The sequence below is a fragment of the Campylobacter taeniopygiae genome (assembly GCF_005406225.1).
Taxonomy (GTDB): Bacteria; Campylobacterota; Campylobacteria; order Campylobacterales; family Campylobacteraceae; genus Campylobacter_D; species Campylobacter_D taeniopygiae.
Map to the genome: position 1 here is coordinate 66,521 of NZ_NXLY01000004.1, position 19,138 is coordinate 85,658.

At 28.8% G+C, this 19,138-nt stretch carries 20 protein-coding genes; 7 read left to right on the forward strand and 13 right to left on the reverse strand.

The window, feature by feature from the left end:
* Positions 1–3: 3 nt before the first annotated feature.
* From CQA75_RS02830 to CQA75_RS02840, 3 genes are all read right to left on the reverse strand, one after another.
* Positions 4–315 carry a 4Fe-4S binding protein gene (locus CQA75_RS02830; protein WP_137623550.1) on the reverse strand — a complete coding sequence of 104 codons (312 nt, stop codon included), beginning with the start codon at positions 313–315 and terminating at the stop codon, positions 4–6.
* 89 nt (positions 316–404) lie between these two features.
* Entirely contained in the window at positions 405–1,304 is a 900-nt protein-coding gene (locus CQA75_RS02835) for a malate dehydrogenase (protein WP_137623551.1), read from the reverse strand.
* Positions 1,305–1,592: 288 nt separating this feature from the next.
* Positions 1,593–4,139: a YhdP family protein gene (locus CQA75_RS02840; protein WP_137623552.1), complete on the reverse strand. Its 2,547-nt coding sequence runs from the start codon at positions 4,137–4,139 to the stop codon at positions 1,593–1,595.
* Here CQA75_RS02840 and mltG point away from each other — a divergent pair.
* From mltG to CQA75_RS02865, 5 genes are all read left to right on the forward strand, one after another.
* Complete coding sequence (mltG, locus tag CQA75_RS02845) at positions 4,054–5,055, forward strand: endolytic transglycosylase MltG (protein ID WP_137623553.1); 1,002 nt, start codon at positions 4,054–4,056, stop codon at positions 5,053–5,055. The genes CQA75_RS02840 and mltG overlap by 86 nt on opposite strands.
* 66 nt (positions 5,056–5,121) lie before the next feature.
* Entirely contained in the window at positions 5,122–5,553 is a 432-nt protein-coding gene (flgB, locus tag CQA75_RS02850; protein ID WP_137623554.1) for a flagellar basal body rod protein FlgB, read from the forward strand.
* Positions 5,554–5,562: 9 nt separating this feature from the next.
* Positions 5,563–6,057 (forward strand): flagellar basal body rod protein FlgC, encoded by a 495-nt coding sequence (gene flgC / locus CQA75_RS02855; RefSeq protein ID WP_137623555.1) that lies wholly within the window; start codon positions 5,563–5,565, stop codon positions 6,055–6,057.
* A gap of 6 nt (positions 6,058–6,063) precedes the next feature.
* Positions 6,064–6,363 (forward strand): flagellar hook-basal body complex protein FliE, encoded by a 300-nt coding sequence (fliE, locus tag CQA75_RS02860; RefSeq protein WP_137623556.1) that lies wholly within the window; start codon positions 6,064–6,066, stop codon positions 6,361–6,363.
* Between the two features lie 6 nt (positions 6,364–6,369).
* Positions 6,370–8,175: a peptidoglycan D,D-transpeptidase FtsI family protein gene (locus tag CQA75_RS02865; protein WP_137623557.1), complete on the forward strand. Its 1,806-nt coding sequence runs from the start codon at positions 6,370–6,372 to the stop codon at positions 8,173–8,175.
* On the opposite strand, the gene CQA75_RS02870 is transcribed toward CQA75_RS02865, so the two are convergent.
* The 10 genes from CQA75_RS02870 to CQA75_RS02915 all read right to left on the reverse strand — a co-directional run bounded on the left by CQA75_RS02870 (position 8,172) and on the right by CQA75_RS02915 (position 15,972).
* Positions 8,172–8,612 carry a hypothetical protein gene (locus CQA75_RS02870; RefSeq protein ID WP_137623558.1) on the reverse strand — a complete coding sequence of 147 codons (441 nt, stop codon included), beginning with the start codon at positions 8,610–8,612 and terminating at the stop codon, positions 8,172–8,174. The two genes, CQA75_RS02865 and CQA75_RS02870, sit on opposite strands and share 4 nt — an antisense overlap.
* Before the next feature lie 8 nt (positions 8,613–8,620).
* Entirely contained in the window at positions 8,621–8,929 is a 309-nt protein-coding gene (locus CQA75_RS02875) for a rhodanese-like domain-containing protein (protein ID WP_137623559.1), read from the reverse strand.
* Positions 8,926–10,755, reverse strand: a complete 1,830-nt coding sequence (htpG, locus tag CQA75_RS02880; RefSeq protein ID WP_137623560.1) for a molecular chaperone HtpG — start codon at positions 10,753–10,755, stop codon at positions 8,926–8,928. Before htpG ends, CQA75_RS02875 begins: the two co-directional genes overlap by 4 nt.
* A gap of 63 nt (positions 10,756–10,818) precedes the next feature.
* Entirely contained in the window at positions 10,819–11,187 is a 369-nt protein-coding gene (gene crcB / locus CQA75_RS02885; protein ID WP_137623561.1) for a fluoride efflux transporter CrcB, read from the reverse strand.
* Entirely contained in the window at positions 11,175–11,879 is a 705-nt protein-coding gene (locus CQA75_RS02890) for a lysophospholipid acyltransferase family protein (protein ID WP_137623562.1), read from the reverse strand. The genes crcB and CQA75_RS02890 overlap by 13 nt, the downstream gene beginning before the upstream one ends.
* Entirely contained in the window at positions 11,857–13,053 is a 1,197-nt protein-coding gene (locus tag CQA75_RS02895) for an SH3 domain-containing protein (protein WP_171000069.1), read from the reverse strand. Before CQA75_RS02895 ends, CQA75_RS02890 begins: the two co-directional genes overlap by 23 nt.
* Positions 13,050–13,694: a phosphoribosylformylglycinamidine synthase I gene (gene purQ / locus CQA75_RS02900; protein ID WP_137623563.1), complete on the reverse strand. Its 645-nt coding sequence runs from the start codon at positions 13,692–13,694 to the stop codon at positions 13,050–13,052. Before purQ ends, CQA75_RS02895 begins: the two co-directional genes overlap by 4 nt.
* Complete coding sequence (gene purS, locus CQA75_RS02905) at positions 13,694–13,939, reverse strand: phosphoribosylformylglycinamidine synthase subunit PurS (RefSeq protein WP_137623564.1); 246 nt, start codon at positions 13,937–13,939, stop codon at positions 13,694–13,696. Before purS ends, purQ begins: the two co-directional genes overlap by 1 nt.
* 9 nt (positions 13,940–13,948) lie before the next feature.
* The gene (gene purC / locus CQA75_RS02910) at positions 13,949–14,659 is read right to left on the reverse strand and encodes a phosphoribosylaminoimidazolesuccinocarboxamide synthase (protein ID WP_137623565.1); all 711 of its coding nucleotides are present in this window, start codon (positions 14,657–14,659) and stop codon (positions 13,949–13,951) included.
* Positions 14,656–15,972, reverse strand: a complete 1,317-nt coding sequence (locus CQA75_RS02915; RefSeq protein WP_407920019.1) for a S41 family peptidase — start codon at positions 15,970–15,972, stop codon at positions 14,656–14,658. The genes purC and CQA75_RS02915 overlap by 4 nt, the downstream gene beginning before the upstream one ends.
* A gap of 172 nt (positions 15,973–16,144) precedes the next feature.
* Here CQA75_RS02915 and CQA75_RS02920 point away from each other — a divergent pair, with 172 nt between their 5' ends.
* Entirely contained in the window at positions 16,145–16,432 is a 288-nt protein-coding gene (locus CQA75_RS02920; RefSeq protein WP_246023734.1) for a metal-sensing transcriptional repressor, read from the forward strand.
* A gap of 125 nt (positions 16,433–16,557) precedes the next feature.
* A complete protein-coding gene (locus tag CQA75_RS02925; RefSeq protein ID WP_137623567.1) occupies positions 16,558–19,137 on the forward strand; it encodes an ATP-dependent Clp protease ATP-binding subunit in 2,580 nt (859 codons plus the stop codon).
* Position 19,138 lies beyond the last annotated feature (1 nt).

The following is a 19,138-nucleotide window of genomic DNA, read 5'->3' on the forward strand; positions in this document are numbered from 1 at the left end:
TTCCTAAGCTAATTTTTTATATTGATTATTTCTAACCGCTAAAGCCCTATCTTTAGCTTCTGGTGTAAGTTTGGCAAATTTAAATTCATCTCTTTTGGCCACCATAATAGCAAAATCAGGACAATGCGTTTCACATTCAGTACAACCTATGCAAGATTCTGGATGCACTACCTCTATCATTTGTCCTAAAACAGCATGCACATCATCACGCATGGCTAAAACTCCTGCTGGACAATAACTTACACAAATATTACAAGCTTTACATCGATGCTCATCTACCCATACTGGAGTATCTTTTGGAGCTTTTATATTCATTATTTTTCCTTTTTTAATTTTTATTCTTGATTTATTATATCCAAAATAATCCAAACTCAACTAAGAAATTTCTAAAATCACTTTTAATTTTATTCCCTATAATGATGCTTAAGTAAAGATAATTCTAATTTTTGTTTTTCCTTGGCACTTAATTCAATATCCATAATCTCAACCACGCCTTCAAGACTTAATCTCGCCATCATTCCAAAAGCTTTATTTTTAATCCCAAATTTCGCATCTAAGATTATACTCATAGGCAGAAATTCTCCACTTCTAATCGATTCTATCATTCTAATACAAGCACTAGAAGGAGCTAAATAGGCCGAAGTTTTAAGATATTTAATAACCTTGGCTCCGCCTGTTTTAACTTCATTTTCTAAATCTTCAAATTCTTCTTCATTTAAATACTCGTCTATATTTTTACCATTAATTCTTGTATGAGATTTAACTAAAACCATATCATCATTATGAAAACCTATGAGTTTGGTGTCTATACTAGGCATTTTAACATTTAATTTTTTAGCCAACTCGTATTTAAAACGCGCATTATCCAAAACTCCCGCCATGGCAATAATTTTTTTAGACGAAAAAAGATTGCTTTGATATAAAATATTAAGCAATAAATCTACCGGATTAGTTAGAATGATAAAAAGGGGATCGGGATTAAATTTTTTAATCTCTTTTGCGCAAGTGAGTAAAATATCAGAATTAAGTTTTAATAACTCTTCTCTACTTTGCCCTTCTTTTCGAGTAAAACCCGCACTAAAAATAACTATATCAGAATTTTTAGTATGTGCATAATCTTGAGTGCAAACTAACTTAATATCTAAATTAAAAGCAGCTATGCTTTGAGATAATTCTAACTCCTTTGCGATCAATAACTCTTCATTGATATCAATCATAACAATTTCATGAGCTAATTCACGCAAAATCAAACCATAAGAAAGACTTGAACCAATGTTTCCTGAACCGATAATTGTAATTTTCATTTTCATCCTAATTTTATATTGTGTATATTTTTAATTAATTTTTAATTTTTGAGTAATTTTGTAACATATAGATTTTATTTTAATCTACTTGATAAATTAAATAATCTTAAATATAAATAAAAATTAAAATAAAAAAAATTATAAAAATGCGTGATAATAATTACCAAAAACTTATATAGAGTATAGTTTTTAAATAGTTATTATCTTTAGCTATTAAAAGTATATTATAAATAGAAAAAATTGCAAAGATATATTTAAAGTTTATTTTCATTTAAAAATAAACTTTAATTAGTCGAATAAATTTTTAGGCAATTGTATAATATTTTTAATCAAGTTAAATGGGGTTTTTAAAGTATCACTTAAAATTTGGGTATGAAATTTTGGATCATCGAGCTTTCCATCCACCTTGATATTTGTACTTATTTCTTGATTTTTTCCCAAAATAACATAATTTAAAATTGGAACTTTTGAAATAGTTTCAGAAGCTGATTTTAAAGTTTTTAACTCCAAATTTAAATCTATAGTATCAAGACGTAAATTAGCACTACCTAATCCATAAATATCAACACTATCTCCATTTAAATTAATAGCACTAAAACTCAATAAATCTTTTTTTCGGTTAAAAATAACTTTTCCATTTTGAAATTTTAAACCTTTTTGATTGAAGGTTGGAGTTTTAAACATCAATAAACTAGGAACCGTATCTATAAATGATATCAATTGATTAACACCTTTTAAATCCTTCACAAAAGTATTTTTAAAATCAAATTCTCCATCAAAATAATCAACTCCACTTCCAACAACACTTAAATTAAAAATTCCATCTTGCACTGCTTGTTTTTGTAAAAATTCATTTAAATATTGATCGTTTATGTTTTTAACAAAAAGCTTTAAATCATCCGGACTATAGTAAAAATTTAAATTTGTACCTCCTCTTGAACCTTGCACATTTAAAACACTTGCATTTAGATCTGCTTCTAATTTATCAAAAGCTAAAGTTTTATTCATATCAGCCAATACTAAAGCGCAATTAGCCCCACCAAAAATAATATTTTGTTTATTTTTACTGATATCAAAACTATTTGAAGAATCTTTTTCTTTCTTATAAACATAAGTTAAATTTTTTACCTGTATTTCTTTTTTAAGTGAAGATATTGTAGCACTTATAAGATCACTTTGAGTATTAATATATATAATATCATTTTTTCTTACAACACTAAAACTATCTTTATTATAAGGTGTTTGATTATTGATAAATAAATTATGATTAAAACCTACATCTTGGGCTTGCAAATCAAAATCTTTAAAATCTAAAGTTTTAAAATAAACACTTTTAGCCTCGTTAAAACCAAAATCCTTAAGAACTTTAGAATAGGAAATTAAAATATTGGGATTATTTAAATTAATTTCTAATCCATTTTTAAAATTAGCTATCAAACTCCATTCTGGTATAGTCAATACGTCTTGATTAAAATCCAAATTAAGAGTAATATTTTGATTTTTAATATCCAACAAATCATCATCAAAATACAATTTATAAAGCTGAGTATTAAAAATTCCTTGTTTTTCTTTTAAGTTGATTTTGGCATTTATATTGGCTTTAAAGTGCTGATTTTCCACATCGGCATTTTCTATACTTAAATTATCCTGCACTAATCTAATCAACCCTCTAGAAATATTCATATCGGCTAAAGATATATTGGCATTATTTAAATAAAAAATTCCATTATGAAGAAATTGACCCTTATCATGAAAATCGATTTTAAGCTCTAAATCGGTTTTAATGGATCCACTTTTTTGATAAAAAGGCAAGTTGAGATGATAATTTTGCAAAGCTTTTTCAAGTTTTTCATCTAATTTTAAATTATCTGATTTTATGCGCAAATAAATTCCAGCCTTTTCTTTATCAAAAAAATCATACAAATAAACTTCACTTTTACTCAAATCTGATCCATTGTAAGAGGCCTTATTAAATTGAAAATCCAATTTTTGCTGACTCAAATTTAAATCAACTCTTGGAATTTCAATAGCATTCATATTATCTTCTAAACGAACTTTAACTTTATTAACATATCCTAAAGCACTTATATTGTCTAAATAATAATTATTTTGTTTAAAATCTATAAAGCCTTGCAAAAAATCCAAATGATAAAATTCCCCAACAGCATTTTTAAATATCCAATGATCTAAAGTTTTATTTAAGGTAAAATCTTTTCTAATCATAGTCGCTATATTTTGTATATTTGTTGCATTAAGATCATTAATTTTGTAAAGCAATTTATTATCTTTATAACTGATTGTGCTTTTAAAAGTCAAATTATTGCCACTCGCATTTAAATTCAAATTATAAAAATTACTTTTTGTTTTTATTTCAAAAACACCATTTAAATTCAAATCATATTTTTTAAGTTTTAAGGAATTAATCATTCCTAATAAATCACCCTTATTCACAGTGAAAGAAGCTTTCAAAAAAAGATCGTCGCTATCTATAAAATAATCACCATCTTTAAATAAAATTTTTAATTTTTGATTCTTAAAAGATAAATTCTCAATATTTACCTCTTCAACAAAATTATATAAATATTTTAAATTTTTCATTACCTTTAGTAAGGTTTTAGAATCAAAATCAGAATTATCATTTGAAGTATCATTAATATTTAAAACAATATTTTTTGCGCGAAAAATAAGTTTTTTATCTAATTTAATATATAATTGCTGAACTTTTAAAAAATCAAATTGGATACTAGAAATGAATATTCCGTTTTTCAGCACTAAAAATATAATTGATAATAATACAAATAATACTGCTAGTGTATATAATATTTTCTTTTTCATGCGTAACTTCTTATTGATATTTATTTTGGGAATTTGTTATTATTTAACTCAACCTTTAAAAAGCGATTCTGTTATTTTTATACCAAAAGGCTCTATTACTCAGATTATATCATATCTTAAAGAAAAAAAATATGAAATGAGTATTATTGACAAATATATTTTATTTTTTTTAGGGCACCCACAATCTGGATGGATTAATATGAGTACGCAAAAACTAAACAGAATAGAATTTTTATACAAATTAACCGTAGCCAAAGCTGCACTTGAAACAATCACTTTAATCCCTGGGGAAACAAGCATTGTTTTTTTAGATCAAGTTTCCAAAAAATTAGGACTTAATAAAGAAATACTTTTATCCGAATTTCAAAAACAAGCTCCTTACTTAGAAGGAGTTTTTTTACCAGAAACCTATGAAATTCCAAAAGGAATTTCAGAAAGCTTATTGATAAAAAATTTACTTGCTATTTCTGAAAAATCAAATCAAACCACTTCTAAAAAAATTTTTGGACAATATAATCCCAAAAAATGGCATCAATATATCATCACAGCTTCTGTTATTCAAAAAGAAGCCGCCAATGAATCAGAAATGCCTATAGTTGCAAGTGTGATTTATAATCGTCTTAAAAAAGGTATGAAATTACAAATGGATGGAACTTTAAATTATGGTATTTATTCTCATGAAAAAGTTACACCTCAAAGAATCAGACAAGATAAAACCTTTTATAACACCTATAAATTTGAAGGTTTGCCAAAAGAAGCGGTTTGTAATGTTTCTTTGGCTGCAATTCGTGCAGCTATTTTTCCGGCAAAAACGGATTATTTATATTTTGTACGCGATAAAAACACTGGAGTTCATATTTTTACAAGCAATTTAAACGATCATAATAAAGCCATTAATTTACAAAAAAACAGATAAAAATTTGAAAAGTTGGAACGATATTTGCTTGTTAATTTGTAAAATTATAAATAAAAAGGATAAAAGATGATTGATCCATTTAAATCAAAAGAACTTGTTACTAGTGCTTTAGCAGGTAGAAATCTTAGAAATCAATTGATCAATGCTAATCTTGCAAATGTCGATACTCCTTTTTATAAATCAAGAGATATAGAATTTGAAACTGCTCTAATACATCGTGCTAATGAAATTTTTAAAAAGAGTGATGATAAAGAATTAAAATTAGCCGTAACAGAAAAAGGACATCAAGAACCTTGGAAATTTCCAGATCCTAATAAATCAACCATTTATTTAAGAGATGGACACTTAGCAAGAAATGATGGCAATACTGTAGATTTAGATGTTGAAACTACAGAAATGAGTAAAAATACAGTTATGATTACAGCTCTTGATGGAGTTTTAAGAAAACAAAGTAGTATATTTAGCTCCATACTTGATGCAAGTTCTAAATTAAGTTAAAGGTAAATTATGGCATACTTAAGTGATTTTGATATCAGCGGATATGGTTTAAGTGCTCAACGTTTTAGAATGAATGTTATTAGCTCTAATATAGCTAATGCAAATACAACTAGAACAGCAGAAGGCGGACCTTATAGAAGACGCGAAGTGATCTTTAAAGCGACAGATTTTGATAAACTTTTAAACGAACAAATTAGCAAGGATAATAATTTTTTAAAATATGAAAATCCTTTAAATGATCCTGACTCTCCAGAAGAAGCTAAACCAGCTATTCAAAGTGTAGTCGTGGATAAAGTTGTAAGAGATGATAAAGATTTTAGAATGAAATACGATCCAAGTAATCCTGATGCAAATGCTGAAGGTTATGTGGCTTATCCTAATATTAACCCTGTAATTGAAATGGCTGATTTGATTGAAGCAACAAGAGCTTATCAAGCGAATGTCAGTGCTTTTACAAGTGCAAAAACTATCGCGCAAAGTGCAATTGATTTATTAAGAGGATAATAACGAATGAATAATATTAATGATCTAAGATTAAATAATATTTCAAAAACAAATTCAAACCAAAATATACAACAAAATAATATTGGCGATGAATTTGCCAAAATGCTTAAAAATGAAATTGATGATTTAAACAAAACTCAAAAAACCGGTGAAGCTGCTATGACAGATATTGCCACGGGACAAGTTAAAGATTTGCACCAAGCTGCTATTGCCATCACTAAAGCTGAAAGCAGTATGAAATTTATGTTAGAGGTTAGAAATAAAGCCATTAGTGCCTATAAAGAAATTACAAGAACTCAAATTTAAATTTCTATGCAAGAAAATAAAAAAAATCGCGTTTCAAAAGTCGCCTTTGCCTACTGCATGGCACTTTTGTTTATGATTATTTTTTTAAGCTCAACCTTTATACTCACTTCTAAACGCCATATTCCTAATACTGAAAAAGATCAATATTCTTTAGCTTTGCGTGGCAATATTATCACAAAAGATAATTTTACCGTTACAACCTCGAAGCAAATTTATCGTGCTGAAATTGATCTAAGGAGTATCGATAGAGATAAGTTTGATCTTTTTTTAAAACTTTTTCAAATCTATAGTGGATTTAGCGATAAAGAAATTGCAGACATAAAAAAAAGGATGCAAAATCAAAAAAAACGCTCTTATAATTTCATCCTTTCTCAAAATTTAGACTCCAAACAGGCCAACTATCTTAAGGATCTTGCAAAAAAATTATACATACAAGGATTTTTTAAAGCATTTACTAATAGTGCTGGTAAAGTTGAAACCAGAGGTTTAAATATTATCGAACATGAAGAAGATAGAATTTATATGTCACACGATGCACTCACTCCTGCCATAGGTTATACAAAAGTTGTCTTGGATCCAGAAAGTGGGATTTTAAAAAATATCGGTGTTAAAGGCTTAGAAAAATACTATGATCAATGCTTAAGCCCCTTGCAAAATGAAAAAATTCAAGGTTTAAAAGATATCGGCGGAAATATCATTTTAAATTTAAAATCACTACAACAAAAAAAAATCAATGGTTGTGATTTATATCTTAATGTTTCTTTAAAACTTCAAAAAAGTATTGAAAAAGCCATCGATGAACGCAATGAAGATCTAAAGGCTAATGAAATTATCGTAGGAGTTATGGATAGTAAAACGGGAAAAATTTTAGCCCTAGCAAGCTCAAGACGTTACGATCCCGAAAATCGCAGCAAAGATTTATCGGTATTAAATGCTAGCGCTATTGAATACGGCTATGAAGCAGGATCGGTAATCAAACCTTTTATTTTTATCACCGCATTAAGACTTAATAAAATAACTCTTGATGAAATCATTGATACTTATGGCGGATCTTATAAATTAGGACGATTTACCATTAGAGATGATCACAGAATGGATAAAATGACCGCTGAGGAGGTTATAAGATATTCTTCAAATATAGGAATGATTCAAATTGCGCAAAGACTTAGCAATTTAGAAATTATCACGGGTTTAAAAACCTTCAATTTTGGAGATAAAAGCGGTATTGATCTTCCCTATGAACAAAAAGGAGAAATTCCAAACCCTAAACATCTAAGAGAAATAGAAAAATCGGTATTAAGCTATGGCTATGGACTTAAGACTACTTTTATGCAATTACTGGCTGCGTATAATGTTTTTAACAATAATGGAGTTTATATTACTCCGCGTTTGGCAGAAAAATATTATCAAGATGGGCGTTTTGTTAATTTAGATAATGATATAAAAAAAGAGGCTATTTTAAATCCACAATCAGCTCAACTTATGCAAAGAATATTAATCGACGTTATCGAAAAAGGAACTGGAAGAAAAGCTTTCACAAAAGGAGTTACTTTAGGAGGTAAAACAGGAACAGCTAGAATTGCTGAGAGGCAAGGTTATACCTCAAACCGTTATAACGCTTCATTTTTTGGTTTTGCCAATGATGCTACGCACGCTTATACCGTAGGAGTTTTAGTGAGAAATCCTACTAAGCCTTATAGTTATTATGCGGCTCAAAGTGCTTTGCCAATGTTTAAAGATGTGGTTAATATTTTAATCAATGAAGATTTTTTAAAACCGGCACTTGATAACAATCAAACGACTAAAAATTAATCGTTTGATTTAGATTTTAATCTTTGGAATTCTTGCATTAAGAATTCTCTTAAATTTTCTGCTTCCTCTTTGCCGTTTTCTAAAAAATGAATCAAAATATTTTCTAATTTTTCTAAAAATTCAAAAAGCTCATTTTCCCAAATATTATTATTTTTATTACTCAAATTCATTGTCTGGATAAAGGTAAGTTCTCTACTTGCATCACTAAGTTTTTCTAAAAATTGATCTTTATCAGTCTGATTTTTCAATTTCATTTCTTCTATGCGATCCTTAAAAGCTCTGATTTTATCATTAATTACTTCGCAAAATTCTGGATAAATATCCATCTTTATAGGCTCCAATAACGCTTTTTTATCAACATTTAAAATTAATTTTTTCACAGCAAAATAAAGAAATAAAAAAGACAAAGCAGCTATTAATAAATATATCTCTATCATTGATTTCCTTAAAGCGCTAACATTCCGCCATCTAAATTCACGCTATCTAAACCAAGTTGATCTTTAACATACTGTGCAGCTAACATACTTCTATGGCCACTGCGACAAATAAAAGCTATTTTTTTATCGGATTTTTGTTTAGCTTGAAATTCTTGCAAAAAATTTTCATTTAAAAATCCTTTATGATCATAAAATGAAACGCACTCGGCATTAGGTAATACACCTTCTCCCCATTCCAAAGGAGTGCGAACATCAAAAATTTGATATTCGCTTAAATCTTGTTTTGTCCAAACACTAGCTGGAATATTTTCTATCATGAAAAAGCCTTCGTGATGATTTTAGCCAAACTTGCATTAAATTCAGAAGCATTTTCAATTCCCATGCCTTCGCTAAGTTTAGCCATATTTAATACCAAAATTGCAATATCGCTATAGAATGTTTCATTATTCTTAAGTCCTGAAAAAATCGCATGTTTTGGATTGATCTCTAAGATAGGCTTTATATTTTGCTCTTGTCCCATTTGCTTTAAAAGCTGCTGCATAGCAAAATCAGGTTTATTTTTATCAAAAACAATACAGCTTGGACTATCTTTTAAACGAGTGGTTAATCTTACATCTTCAACTTCATCTTTTAAAAGTTCTTTAAATTTAGCCACAAGCGGAGCATATTCTTTTTTCTCTTCATCACTTAATTCGTTTTTATCTTCAACTTGATTAATGGCTACAAATTTTAACCCTTCATACTCTCCAAGCATAGGAGTAACCAAAGAATCAATCTCATCATCCATTAAAAGTACTTCTATATTTTTTTGTTTATACTCTTCCAATAAAGGTGAATTCCTAAGTAGGCTTTCATTATTTCCTGTAATATAAAAAATTTCTTTTTGATCTTTTTGTAAGTCATTTTTATATTCTTCTAAAGAACGTAAATTTTCACCTTTAGTGCTCTTATAAAACATAAGTTTTAATAAACTCTCTTTTTCTGTTCCAAAACCGTAAAGCCCTTCTTTTAAAACTTTTCCAAAGGTTTTGAAAAAATCTAAATATTTATCTTTGTCTTTATTTTTTAATTTTTCAAGTTCACTAAGTATTTTTTTGACACTTGCTTCTTTAACTGCTTTTAAAATTTGATTTTCTTGCAAAATTTCACGACTTACATTCAATGGTAAATCTTCAACATCAATAATCCCTCTAACAAAACGCAAATAAGTCGGTAAAAGTTCTTTATCATCATCGCTAATAAAAACACGTTTTACATAGAGCTTAAGTCCGCTTTGATAATCCACTCTAAAAAGATCAAAAGGAGCATTTTTTGGAATGAAAAATAAAGAACTATATTCTAATTTTCCTTCGCTTTTGGTATGAAGATATAATAAAGGCTTATTAGAATCATGGAAATTTTGTTCATAAAATTTTTCATAATCTTCGGCTTTAAGGCTTGTTTTTTGCATTCTCCAAAGAGCATTAGCTTTATTAATTTGAGTGATTTTTACTTCACTCTTTCCTTCTGTTTCGCCCTCTTTAGCAGGGATATACTCTTCTTTTTCCATAAAAATTGGAAATTGTATATGATTTGAATATTTTTCTATAATGCTTTCAATTTTATAAGAATTAGCAAATTCATCATCTTTTAAATAAAGTGTGATTGTGGTTCCTTGCTCTTCTTTTTTAGCATCTTCAATTTCATAACCATTTGCATCAGAAGTCCAAAGATAAGCTTTATCATCCAAAGCTTTTTTACTTAAAACTTCAATTTTATTTGCCACCATAAAAGCAGAATAAAATCCAACACCAAATTGCCCTATAAGTTGAGAATCTTTCTTAGCATCACCGCTTAAATTCTCTAAAAAGCTTTTTGTGCCACTCTTTGCAATGGTTCCTAAATTATTAATCAAATCTTCTTTATTCATACCTATACCATTATCACTAATGGTTAAAGTTTTTTTATCTTTGTCTATTGTAATTTCTATTTTAGGATCAAATTTTAAGCTCTTATAAGAATCATCGCTAACGCTTAAAAAATTCAATTTATCTAAAGCATCGCTAGCATTAGAGACGAGCTCCCTTAAAAAAATCTCCTTATTTGAATATAAAGAATGAATCATCAATTGTAAAAGTTGATTAACTTCAGTTTGAAATTGCATTTTTTCTCCTTTGTATTTTTCAAATGCGTTATTTTAGCAAAAAATACATAATTGTAAAAAAATTTATTTAAAAATTACAAAACCAAGCCAAACTGCCAATAAACACAAAATGACATTAAAAACAATATTAAGAAAAAGATGAAAATAATTTCCATTTTGCAAAAGCATTAAATTTTCATAAGAAAAAGTAGAAAAAGTTGTAAAAGCTCCTAAAAATCCTGTATTGATAAAATTTTTAAGTAATGGAGATAAACCTTTATTTTGTGCATAAGAAAAACAAAGTCCTATAGCAAAAGAGCCAAAAATATTTACAAAAAGAGTACCAAAATTAATAGCATGTGGAAAAATTTTATTGATAAAATTAATACTTAACATTCTAAATACAGAACCCAAAAAGCCACCTATGCCTACAATTAAAATCATATTGGGCATGATTTCATTCTTTCTTGATCTAATATTTCTTGCATTTTTTTTCTAGTATTTTCAAGCCATCTCTCATCGCTAGTATCCACTAAATCCATGCAAATAATCTTTAAATTTCCACCACTTCCCACGCTAAAACTTTTCGTATCTAAAATTTTAGCAGAATCTACAATCAAAATAGGCTGAACTTTCAAATTCAACTTTTCAGTTAAAACTTTAGCTCCGCTTTGGAATTTAAGCATTTTTGCTGTTTTTGAACGCGTTCCTTCAGGAAAAATGGCTAAAACTCTATCTTCATTTAGTCTTTCTTTGGCTTCTTTTAATACACGCACTAAATCTCTTGGATTTTTTCTATCGATACAAAGCAATTTTGGTTTTTTTATAGTGATTTTAAAAAGTGGAATTTCTCCAAGTTCTTTTTTTGCAATCCAGCATAAATTTTTAGGGTATAATTCCTCTAAAGCAATAATATCTAGGGCGCTTTGATGATTCATTAAAATCATATTTGCGCTAGGATTAAACTCACCCACAAGCTCAGTTTTGTAAAAAATAGTATATTTTTGAAATTTAGCCCAAATTCTACGAATTTTCCAAAGGGTATTTTGCGAATTTACAAAACAAAAGCAACATACTACAATTAAAATACTAAAAATAAAAAAAAACCAAAAATATAAAGCTTTAATTTTTTTGTAAATCTTCACGAAGTACCCATCCTATTTGGCCATTTTCAAGAATTACTTTAATATAATCTAATCTTTTTCCTAAAATTTTAACTTTTTCATTAGAATGAGCTGTATAGAAAAAAGTTGAAGGCTCTGTTGGCAAAATTCTTGCTCTTGAACCTGCTTTTAAAATACCGCTTTTTACGCTTGTATCTATGAAAAAACTTAATACAAAACATACTATTGCTAAAACCAAAATGATATAATTTTTTCTCCACACAAATACAAATGCAAAAACAAATGTAAAAAACCAAAGTGCATATTGTTTATAAATATTAAAATCTTTATTGGTAGGATTTAAATCACTTTGAGTGCTAATCTCATCATCACTAATAACAAGTCTAAAACTCATATTTTCAAGACTTTTAGTATCTTTATTGAAATAAGAAAAATCAAAATGGGTTTTAGATGATGGAAATAAAGCGTAATAAAAACCAGTAGAAGCGTTAAAATCACCTTTTAAATTTTCAACTCCTTGTTTTTGAACACCATCGATATAAAAACTTTTAAGATTTGTATTGGTAGCATTTAATTCAAGCATAACAATGATGCTATTATTATCAAAATTTTTAGTTTTTATCTTTTTTACTTCCAAAGAACTTGCTACTAGGTGTGAAAAATGATTATCACTTGGTGTGATTTCATATCTGATTGGATTTAAATTTAAAGCAGATTGCTGAAAAGCTTCTCCATTTCTAAGCAACTGAATTGAAATTTGCTCTAAAGAGGCATTAGAAGTTTTAGCTTCAAACCATAAAGTTGTTACATACTCGCCTTGTATATTTTTCCATTTTGCATCAGGATTTAGAAAAAGCAAGTCATCGTTCTTTTTTAGATTAATCTTAAAATCAAAATTAGTGTTTTCAGTTGTTTTTGCATGAATGGTAATTGGAAAAGCTTCTCCAACATAAACCTTGTGCGGATACTCATCATTAGTAAGCACCAAAGAGCTTTGCGGGATAAAAGGATCTTCAACATTGCTCGTATCGATATCAGTATTTTCATCACTTGGAGCAATATTTTGATAAATTTGCTGCTCCTCTTTTGGTAATTTTTCTAATTCTTTTTGCACCTTTTGAGCATCAAAAACAGAAATTTCTTTTTGAGCAAAAAGACTGCAAGAAAATAAAAATATAAAAAATAATATTCTCACATAAAACCTTCTAACATTTTTAAACCTATTTCATTACCTAAAACACTATCACAAGCTCTTTCAGGATGTGGCATGAGACCAAAAATCTTTTTATTCTCATCACAAATTCCAGCAATATCACAAACAGAACCGTTAGGATTTGGTTGATATTTTAATGTGATTAAGTCCTTATCTTCTAATTCTTTTAAAACATCCTCTTTTGCGTAGTAATTTCCTTCTCCGTGTGCAATGGGTAAATTAATAATATCATCTTTTTGAAAATTTCTTAAAAAAACATTTTGATTTGAAACCACTTTTAAATCTTGATTTTTTGAAATAAAGCTTAGTTTTTCATTGTGCTTCATTGCGCCTTTTAAAAGGCCACTTTCTAAAAGAATTTGAAATCCATTGCAAATTCCTAAAATATAGCCTCCTTTCTTAGCGTGCTCAAAAACACCTTGCATTGCAGGAGCAAGTTTAGCAATCGCTGCACATCTTAAATAATCTCCATAAGAAAATCCTCCAGGTAAAACAACCAAATCAGCTGTAAATTCTTTTTGCTCATGCCAGATTATTTCAGTTTTAGCTCCAAGTTTGTTAAATGCATATTCTGTATCAAATTCACAATTTGTTCCAGGAAATCGAATAATTGCTACTTTCATTATTTCTCGCTTATACTCAGTTCATAATCTTCAATCACATTATTAACCAGCAATTCTTCGCACATTTTCGCAATACGCTCTTTAGCTCTTGCTTCATCTTTTTCATCTAAATCAATGATGAGTTGTTTAGCCATTCTTACTTCTTTAACTTCATTAAAATTTAAAGAATGCAAAGCCTTTTCAATAGCCTTGCCTTGAGGATCTAAAACTCCATTTTTTAAAAAAATATTTACCACTATTTTCATCAATATACCTTAACTTAAAATTCTTTTTAAAACTTCTTCGTAAGCAACTTTTACGCTACCTAAATCTTGGCGAAATCTGTCTTTATCTAGTTTTTCATTGCTAAATTTATCCCAAAATCTACAGCTGTCTGGACTGATTTCATCAGCTAAAACAAGTTCATTATCTTTAGTTAAACCTAATTCTATTTTAAAATCAATCAATCTTAAATTTTTAGAATCAAAAAATGGAGTTAAGATGGAATTGATCTTTTTAGCGATATTTTTAATCTCTTGAATTTGTGCTTCATTTTGAACTAAATTTAAAATCAAACAATGATCATCATTGATAAAAGGATCGCCTAAAGCATCATCTTTTAAGCAAAATTCAACCAAAGCAAAAGGCAAAACTTTACCATCCTCTAAGCCCAATCTTTTTACAATCGAACCTGTGGCAACATTACGCACTATTACTTCTATAGGGATGATTTTGCATTTTTTTACCAATTGTTCGGTATCACTGATACGATCAACTAAATGAGTTTTGATGCCATTTTTCTCAAGCAAATGAAAAATTTCTGTACTGATTTTACAATTTAAAGCCCCTTTGCCGCTTTCATTCCCTTTTTTTTCAGCATTAAAAGCTGTTAAATCGTCTTTAAATTCACTGATTAATAAATTTTCATCATCAGTTTTAAAAAGCTTCTTTCCTTTTCCCTCATACATTAAATCTTTTTTTGTCATAACGCACCCTCCTTAATGTTTAAAATTTTCACCGCATCAATAGCAGATTTTAATTGCGCATCTTCATAAATTTGTTTTAATGTAATGATGTTTTTATCATTTTTGATTTCTTTTTTCTCTTCTTTTTTATCATTAGTTTTTTGAAGTTCATTTTCCAAATGCTGTTTTAATTCACTTTCTTTTAGATTAAAGCCTTCTTCTTGAGTGCTTACCTTTCCAGGAAAAACTTCAATATCCGGTTTTACGCCTATAGCTTGGATGGTGCGACCACTTGGCAAATAATATCTTGCTATAGTCAATCTTAATGCTTCAGTTTTATTAATAGGAATGATTTGCTGCACACTACCTTTTCCAAAAGTATTTTCGCCAACAATCACAGCCCTTTTTAAATCTTGCAAAGCCCCGCTAACAATCTCACTCGCACTAGCACTTCCACCATTGACAAGCACCACTAAAGGGGCATTAGAAATTTTATTTTTTGCTTCTGCTTTGTATTCTTGATTTTCACTAGCTATGCGTCCTTTTTGAGAAACGATCACGCCTTTATCTACAAATAAATTAACTAATCCTATAGCTTGACTTAAAAGTCCACCAGGATTATTTCTAAGATCTAAAATAATCCCTTTAACATTAGGATATTTTTTAAGCTCTTTACTTGCAGAATCGACTACATTTTTATCAAAATTAGTCACTCTTAAATATAAAATATTTTCTTTTTGGATCAATTTTGCATAAACACTCTCAACTTTTATAATATCTCTCATAAGAGTCACATCAAAAGGCTTAGTAGAACCTTTTCTAAAAATAGTTAAAGTGATTTCAGTTTTTGGCTTACCACGCATTTTTTCTACAGCGTCATTTAAATTCATACCCAAGGTTGCTTCATTGTTTATTTTTAAAATGATATCGCCTGATTTTATTCCTGCTTTATCTGCAGGAGTTCCTTCCATAGGAGAAACAACAGTTAAGGCTCCATCTTTCATGCCTACCGTAATTCCAAGTCCTCCAAATTCACCATTGGTTTGAATTTTCATATCATTAAAATCTTTTTCATTTAAGAAAGAAGAATGTGCATCAAGATTACTCAAAAGTCCGGATAAAGATTTATCCACCAAATCACTTATATTTTCATCATCAACATAATATTGTTCAACTATAGCTAAAGTTTTTGTAAGCTTATCTAAAGCTTGCAAGCGTTGTTCTAGTTTTTTATTATCGTCAGCTTTGGCGTGTAAATTTCCAACAAAAAAAACACAAAAAGCCAAAGAGCTTATAAAACCTATTAAAGTGGCTAAAGATCGTTTTATTTTCAAGTGAAACTCCATTAAAATTTTTTCATATTTTTAAAAGTAAATTTTAATAAAAAATGCTTAAGAAATTGTAAATTAAACACATAAAAATTTACATTGCGTTTTCTTTTATTTTTTATGCTAGAATGATTTTAAAATTTTAATTTAAAAAATCAAAGGATTTTTAGGAAGATAAATGCAAAATATAAAAAAACATCAGCATTCACAAAAACATATTAAAGCGATCAGCAATAGACTTAGTCGAACAATTGGACATTTAGAAGCAGTTAAAAACATGGTAAAAAGAGATGAGGATTGTAGCAAAATTTTAATACAACTTGCCGCTATTAAAGCAGCGGTTAATAATACCGCAAAAGCTGTTTTAAAAGAACATTTAGCTCATTGCATCCATCATACATGCTCTGAAGAAAATAAACAAAGCATAGAAGATCTTAATAAAGCTATTGATATGTTTGTAAAATAGCGTTTTTACTATAACTTTATAAAAATGAACTTAAATATATTTATAAAATATTATAAAATAACTTGACATTATATGACTAAAGTTATATAATACGTTTTATATAAATTAACAAAAAAGGAATCAATATGGCAAATATACAAGATTATTTAACAGACTCTATGCTTTCAAATGTTGAAAGTGCAGCATCTTTAGCAATATATTCTAAAAATAATGAAATTGTTCCTTTGCATCTTTTTTGGGCTTTATGCGTTGATAGCTCAAGTTTGCTTAATCAAATACTTAATAAATTAAATATTTCTAAAGAAGCTTTAGAACTTGAAATTAAAAGCAAAATTTCTAAATTACCGACAAGCTCAAATGTGAGTAAAGAAAATATCAAATTTTCAAATGAATTTATCAATTCTTTGGAGACAGCCAAAGGCTTAATGAATGCAAATGGAGATAGCTATTTATCTGTAGATACTTGGCTTATTAGTGAAAGCGAAAAAGATCCGATTAAAGAAATTTTATCTAAGTTTTTAGATCGTAAAGAATTTCAAAAAGAATTACAAAATTTAAGAGCCGGAAGAAAGGTTGATAGTAAAACAAGCGATGAAACTTTAGATAGTTTAAATAAATTCGGTATTGATCTAACTCAAAAAGCAACTCAAGGAGAGCTAGATCCAGTGATCGGAAGAGAAGAAGAAATAGAAAGACTCATGCAAATTCTTATCCGCAAAACTAAAAACAATCCTATTTTGCTTGGAGAACCTGGAGTTGGAAAAACCGCAATTGTTGAAGCCTTAGCGCAAAGAATAGTCAAAAAAGATGTGCCAACTTCTTTGCAAAATAAAAGAGTCATTGCGCTTGATATGAGTGCTTTAATAGCAGGTGCAAAATACCGCGGCGAATTTGAAGATCGCTTAAAAGCAGTAGTTAATGAAGCGATCAAAAATAAAAATATCATCTTATTTATAGATGAAATTCACACCATAGTAGGAGCTGGAGCGAGTGAAGGGAGTATGGATGCAGCCAATATCTTAAAACCTGCTTTAGCTAGAGGCGAACTTCATACCATAGGCGCTACCACTTTGAAAGAATACCGCAAATATTTTGAAAAAGACGCGGCTTTACAACGCCGTTTTCAACCTGTTAATGTTCCTGAACCTAGTATTAACGAAGCTTTAGCGATGCTAAGAGGAATCAAAGAAAAATTAGAAATTCATCACAATGTCACAATCAATGATAGTGCTTTAGTTGCAGCTGCTAAACTTTCAAAACGCTATATAGCGGATCGTTTTTTGCCCGATAAAGCTATTGACTTAATCGATGAAGCCGCCGCTGAACTTAAGATGCAGATTGAAAGCGAACCTAGTTCTTTAAGAAAAGTAAGAAAAGACATTGAAACTTTAGAAGTTGAAAATGAAGCTTTAAAAATGGAAGATAACAAGAAAAATGAAAAAAGAATAGAAGAAATCATCAAAGAATTAGCCAATCTAAAAGAAAAGCAAAATGCTTTAAATTCACAATTTGAAAATGAAAAAGGTGTTTTTAATGAAATCAGTGCAAAGAAAAAAGAAATTGATCTTTTAAAAAATGAAGCCAATCTAGCTAAAAATAGAGGTGAATTTCAAAAAGCGGCTGAATTAGAATATGGAAAAATTCCAAGCCTTGAAAAAGAAGTGCAAAACTTAGAAGAAAAATGGAAAAAAATGAGCGAAAATGGCGTTTTGCTTAAAAATCAAGTGGATGAAGATTTAGTCGCTGGAATTTTGAGCAAATGGACAGGTATTAGCGTGCAGAAAATGCTTACTTCTGAAAAACAAAAATTCTTAGAGGTTGAAAAGCACTTAAAAGAAAGTGTTATAGGACAAGATGAGGCCTTAAATGCTTTAGCAAGAGCTATTAAACGCAATAAAGCAGGACTTAATGCAGACAATAAACCTATAGGAAGTTTTTTATTTTTAGGACCAACTGGAGTAGGAAAAACTCAATCGGCCAAAGCTTTGGCAAAATTTTTATTTGATGATGAAAAGGCTATGATACGCTTTGACATGAGTGAATTTATGGAAAAACATAGCGTTTCAAGACTTTTAGGAGCGCCTCCAGGATATATAGGACATGAAGAAGGTGGAGAACTAACCGAAGCAGTGCGTAGAAAACCTTATAGCGTTCTTTTATTTGATGAAGTTGAAAAAGCTCATAAAGATGTTTTTAATGTGCTTTTAGGAATTTTAGATGATGGAAGAGCAACAGATAGCAAAGGCGTAACGGTGGATTTTAAAAATACCATTATTATTTTAACCTCTAATATCGCCTCAAATGCAATCATGACGCTAAATGGAGAAGAAAAAGAAAATGCGATCAAAAATGAATTGAAAAATTTCTTTAAACCTGAATTTTTAAATCGTTTAGATGATATCATTACTTTTAATCCCCTAGGACAAGATGAGGCTTATGAAATTGTAAAGCTTTTATTTAAAGATTTACAAAATAGTTTATCAAACAAAGGTATCAAAGCAAATTTAAGCGAAAATGGAGCGCTTTTAATCGCAAAAAATGGTTTTGATCCTGACTTTGGAGCTAGACCATTAAAAAGAGCTATTTATGATATGATAGAGGATAAATTAAGCGATATGATCTTAGCTGATGAACTTAACGAAAACGATAACATTTTAATCGATGCCGAAAATGATGAAATTGTGATCAAAAAAATACAAAATTGAA

Bases quoted from the DNA above. Each gene is read 5' to 3' on its own strand.
- CQA75_RS02830 (WP_137623550.1), bottom strand. From the start codon at position 315: ATGAATATAAAAGCTCCAAAAGATACTCCAGTATGGGTAGATGAGCAT.
- CQA75_RS02835 (WP_137623551.1), bottom strand. From the start codon at position 1,304: ATGAAAATTACAATTATCGGTTCAGGAAACATTGGTTCAAGTCTTTCT.
- mltG (WP_137623553.1), top strand. From the start codon at position 4,054: ATGAATATTCCGTTTTTCAGCACTAAAAATATAATTGATAATAATACA.
- CQA75_RS02840 (WP_137623552.1), bottom strand. From the start codon at position 4,139: ATGAAAAAGAAAATATTATATACACTAGCAGTATTATTTGTATTATTA.
- flgB (WP_137623554.1), top strand. From the start codon at position 5,122: ATGATTGATCCATTTAAATCAAAAGAACTTGTTACTAGTGCTTTAGCA.
- flgC (WP_137623555.1), top strand. From the start codon at position 5,563: ATGGCATACTTAAGTGATTTTGATATCAGCGGATATGGTTTAAGTGCT.
- fliE (WP_137623556.1), top strand. From the start codon at position 6,064: ATGAATAATATTAATGATCTAAGATTAAATAATATTTCAAAAACAAAT.
- CQA75_RS02865 (WP_137623557.1), top strand. From the start codon at position 6,370: ATGCAAGAAAATAAAAAAAATCGCGTTTCAAAAGTCGCCTTTGCCTAC.
- CQA75_RS02870 (WP_137623558.1), bottom strand. From the start codon at position 8,612: ATGATAGAGATATATTTATTAATAGCTGCTTTGTCTTTTTTATTTCTT.
- CQA75_RS02875 (WP_137623559.1), bottom strand. From the start codon at position 8,929: ATGATAGAAAATATTCCAGCTAGTGTTTGGACAAAACAAGATTTAAGC.
- htpG (WP_137623560.1), bottom strand. From the start codon at position 10,755: ATGCAATTTCAAACTGAAGTTAATCAACTTTTACAATTGATGATTCAT.
- crcB (WP_137623561.1), bottom strand. From the start codon at position 11,187: ATGCCCAATATGATTTTAATTGTAGGCATAGGTGGCTTTTTGGGTTCT.
- purQ (WP_137623563.1), bottom strand. From the start codon at position 13,694: ATGAAAGTAGCAATTATTCGATTTCCTGGAACAAATTGTGAATTTGAT.
- purS (WP_137623564.1), bottom strand. From the start codon at position 13,939: ATGAAAATAGTGGTAAATATTTTTTTAAAAAATGGAGTTTTAGATCCT.
- purC (WP_137623565.1), bottom strand. From the start codon at position 14,659: ATGACAAAAAAAGATTTAATGTATGAGGGAAAAGGAAAGAAGCTTTTT.
- CQA75_RS02920 (WP_246023734.1), top strand. From the start codon at position 16,145: ATGCAAAATATAAAAAAACATCAGCATTCACAAAAACATATTAAAGCG.
- CQA75_RS02925 (WP_137623567.1), top strand. From the start codon at position 16,558: ATGGCAAATATACAAGATTATTTAACAGACTCTATGCTTTCAAATGTT.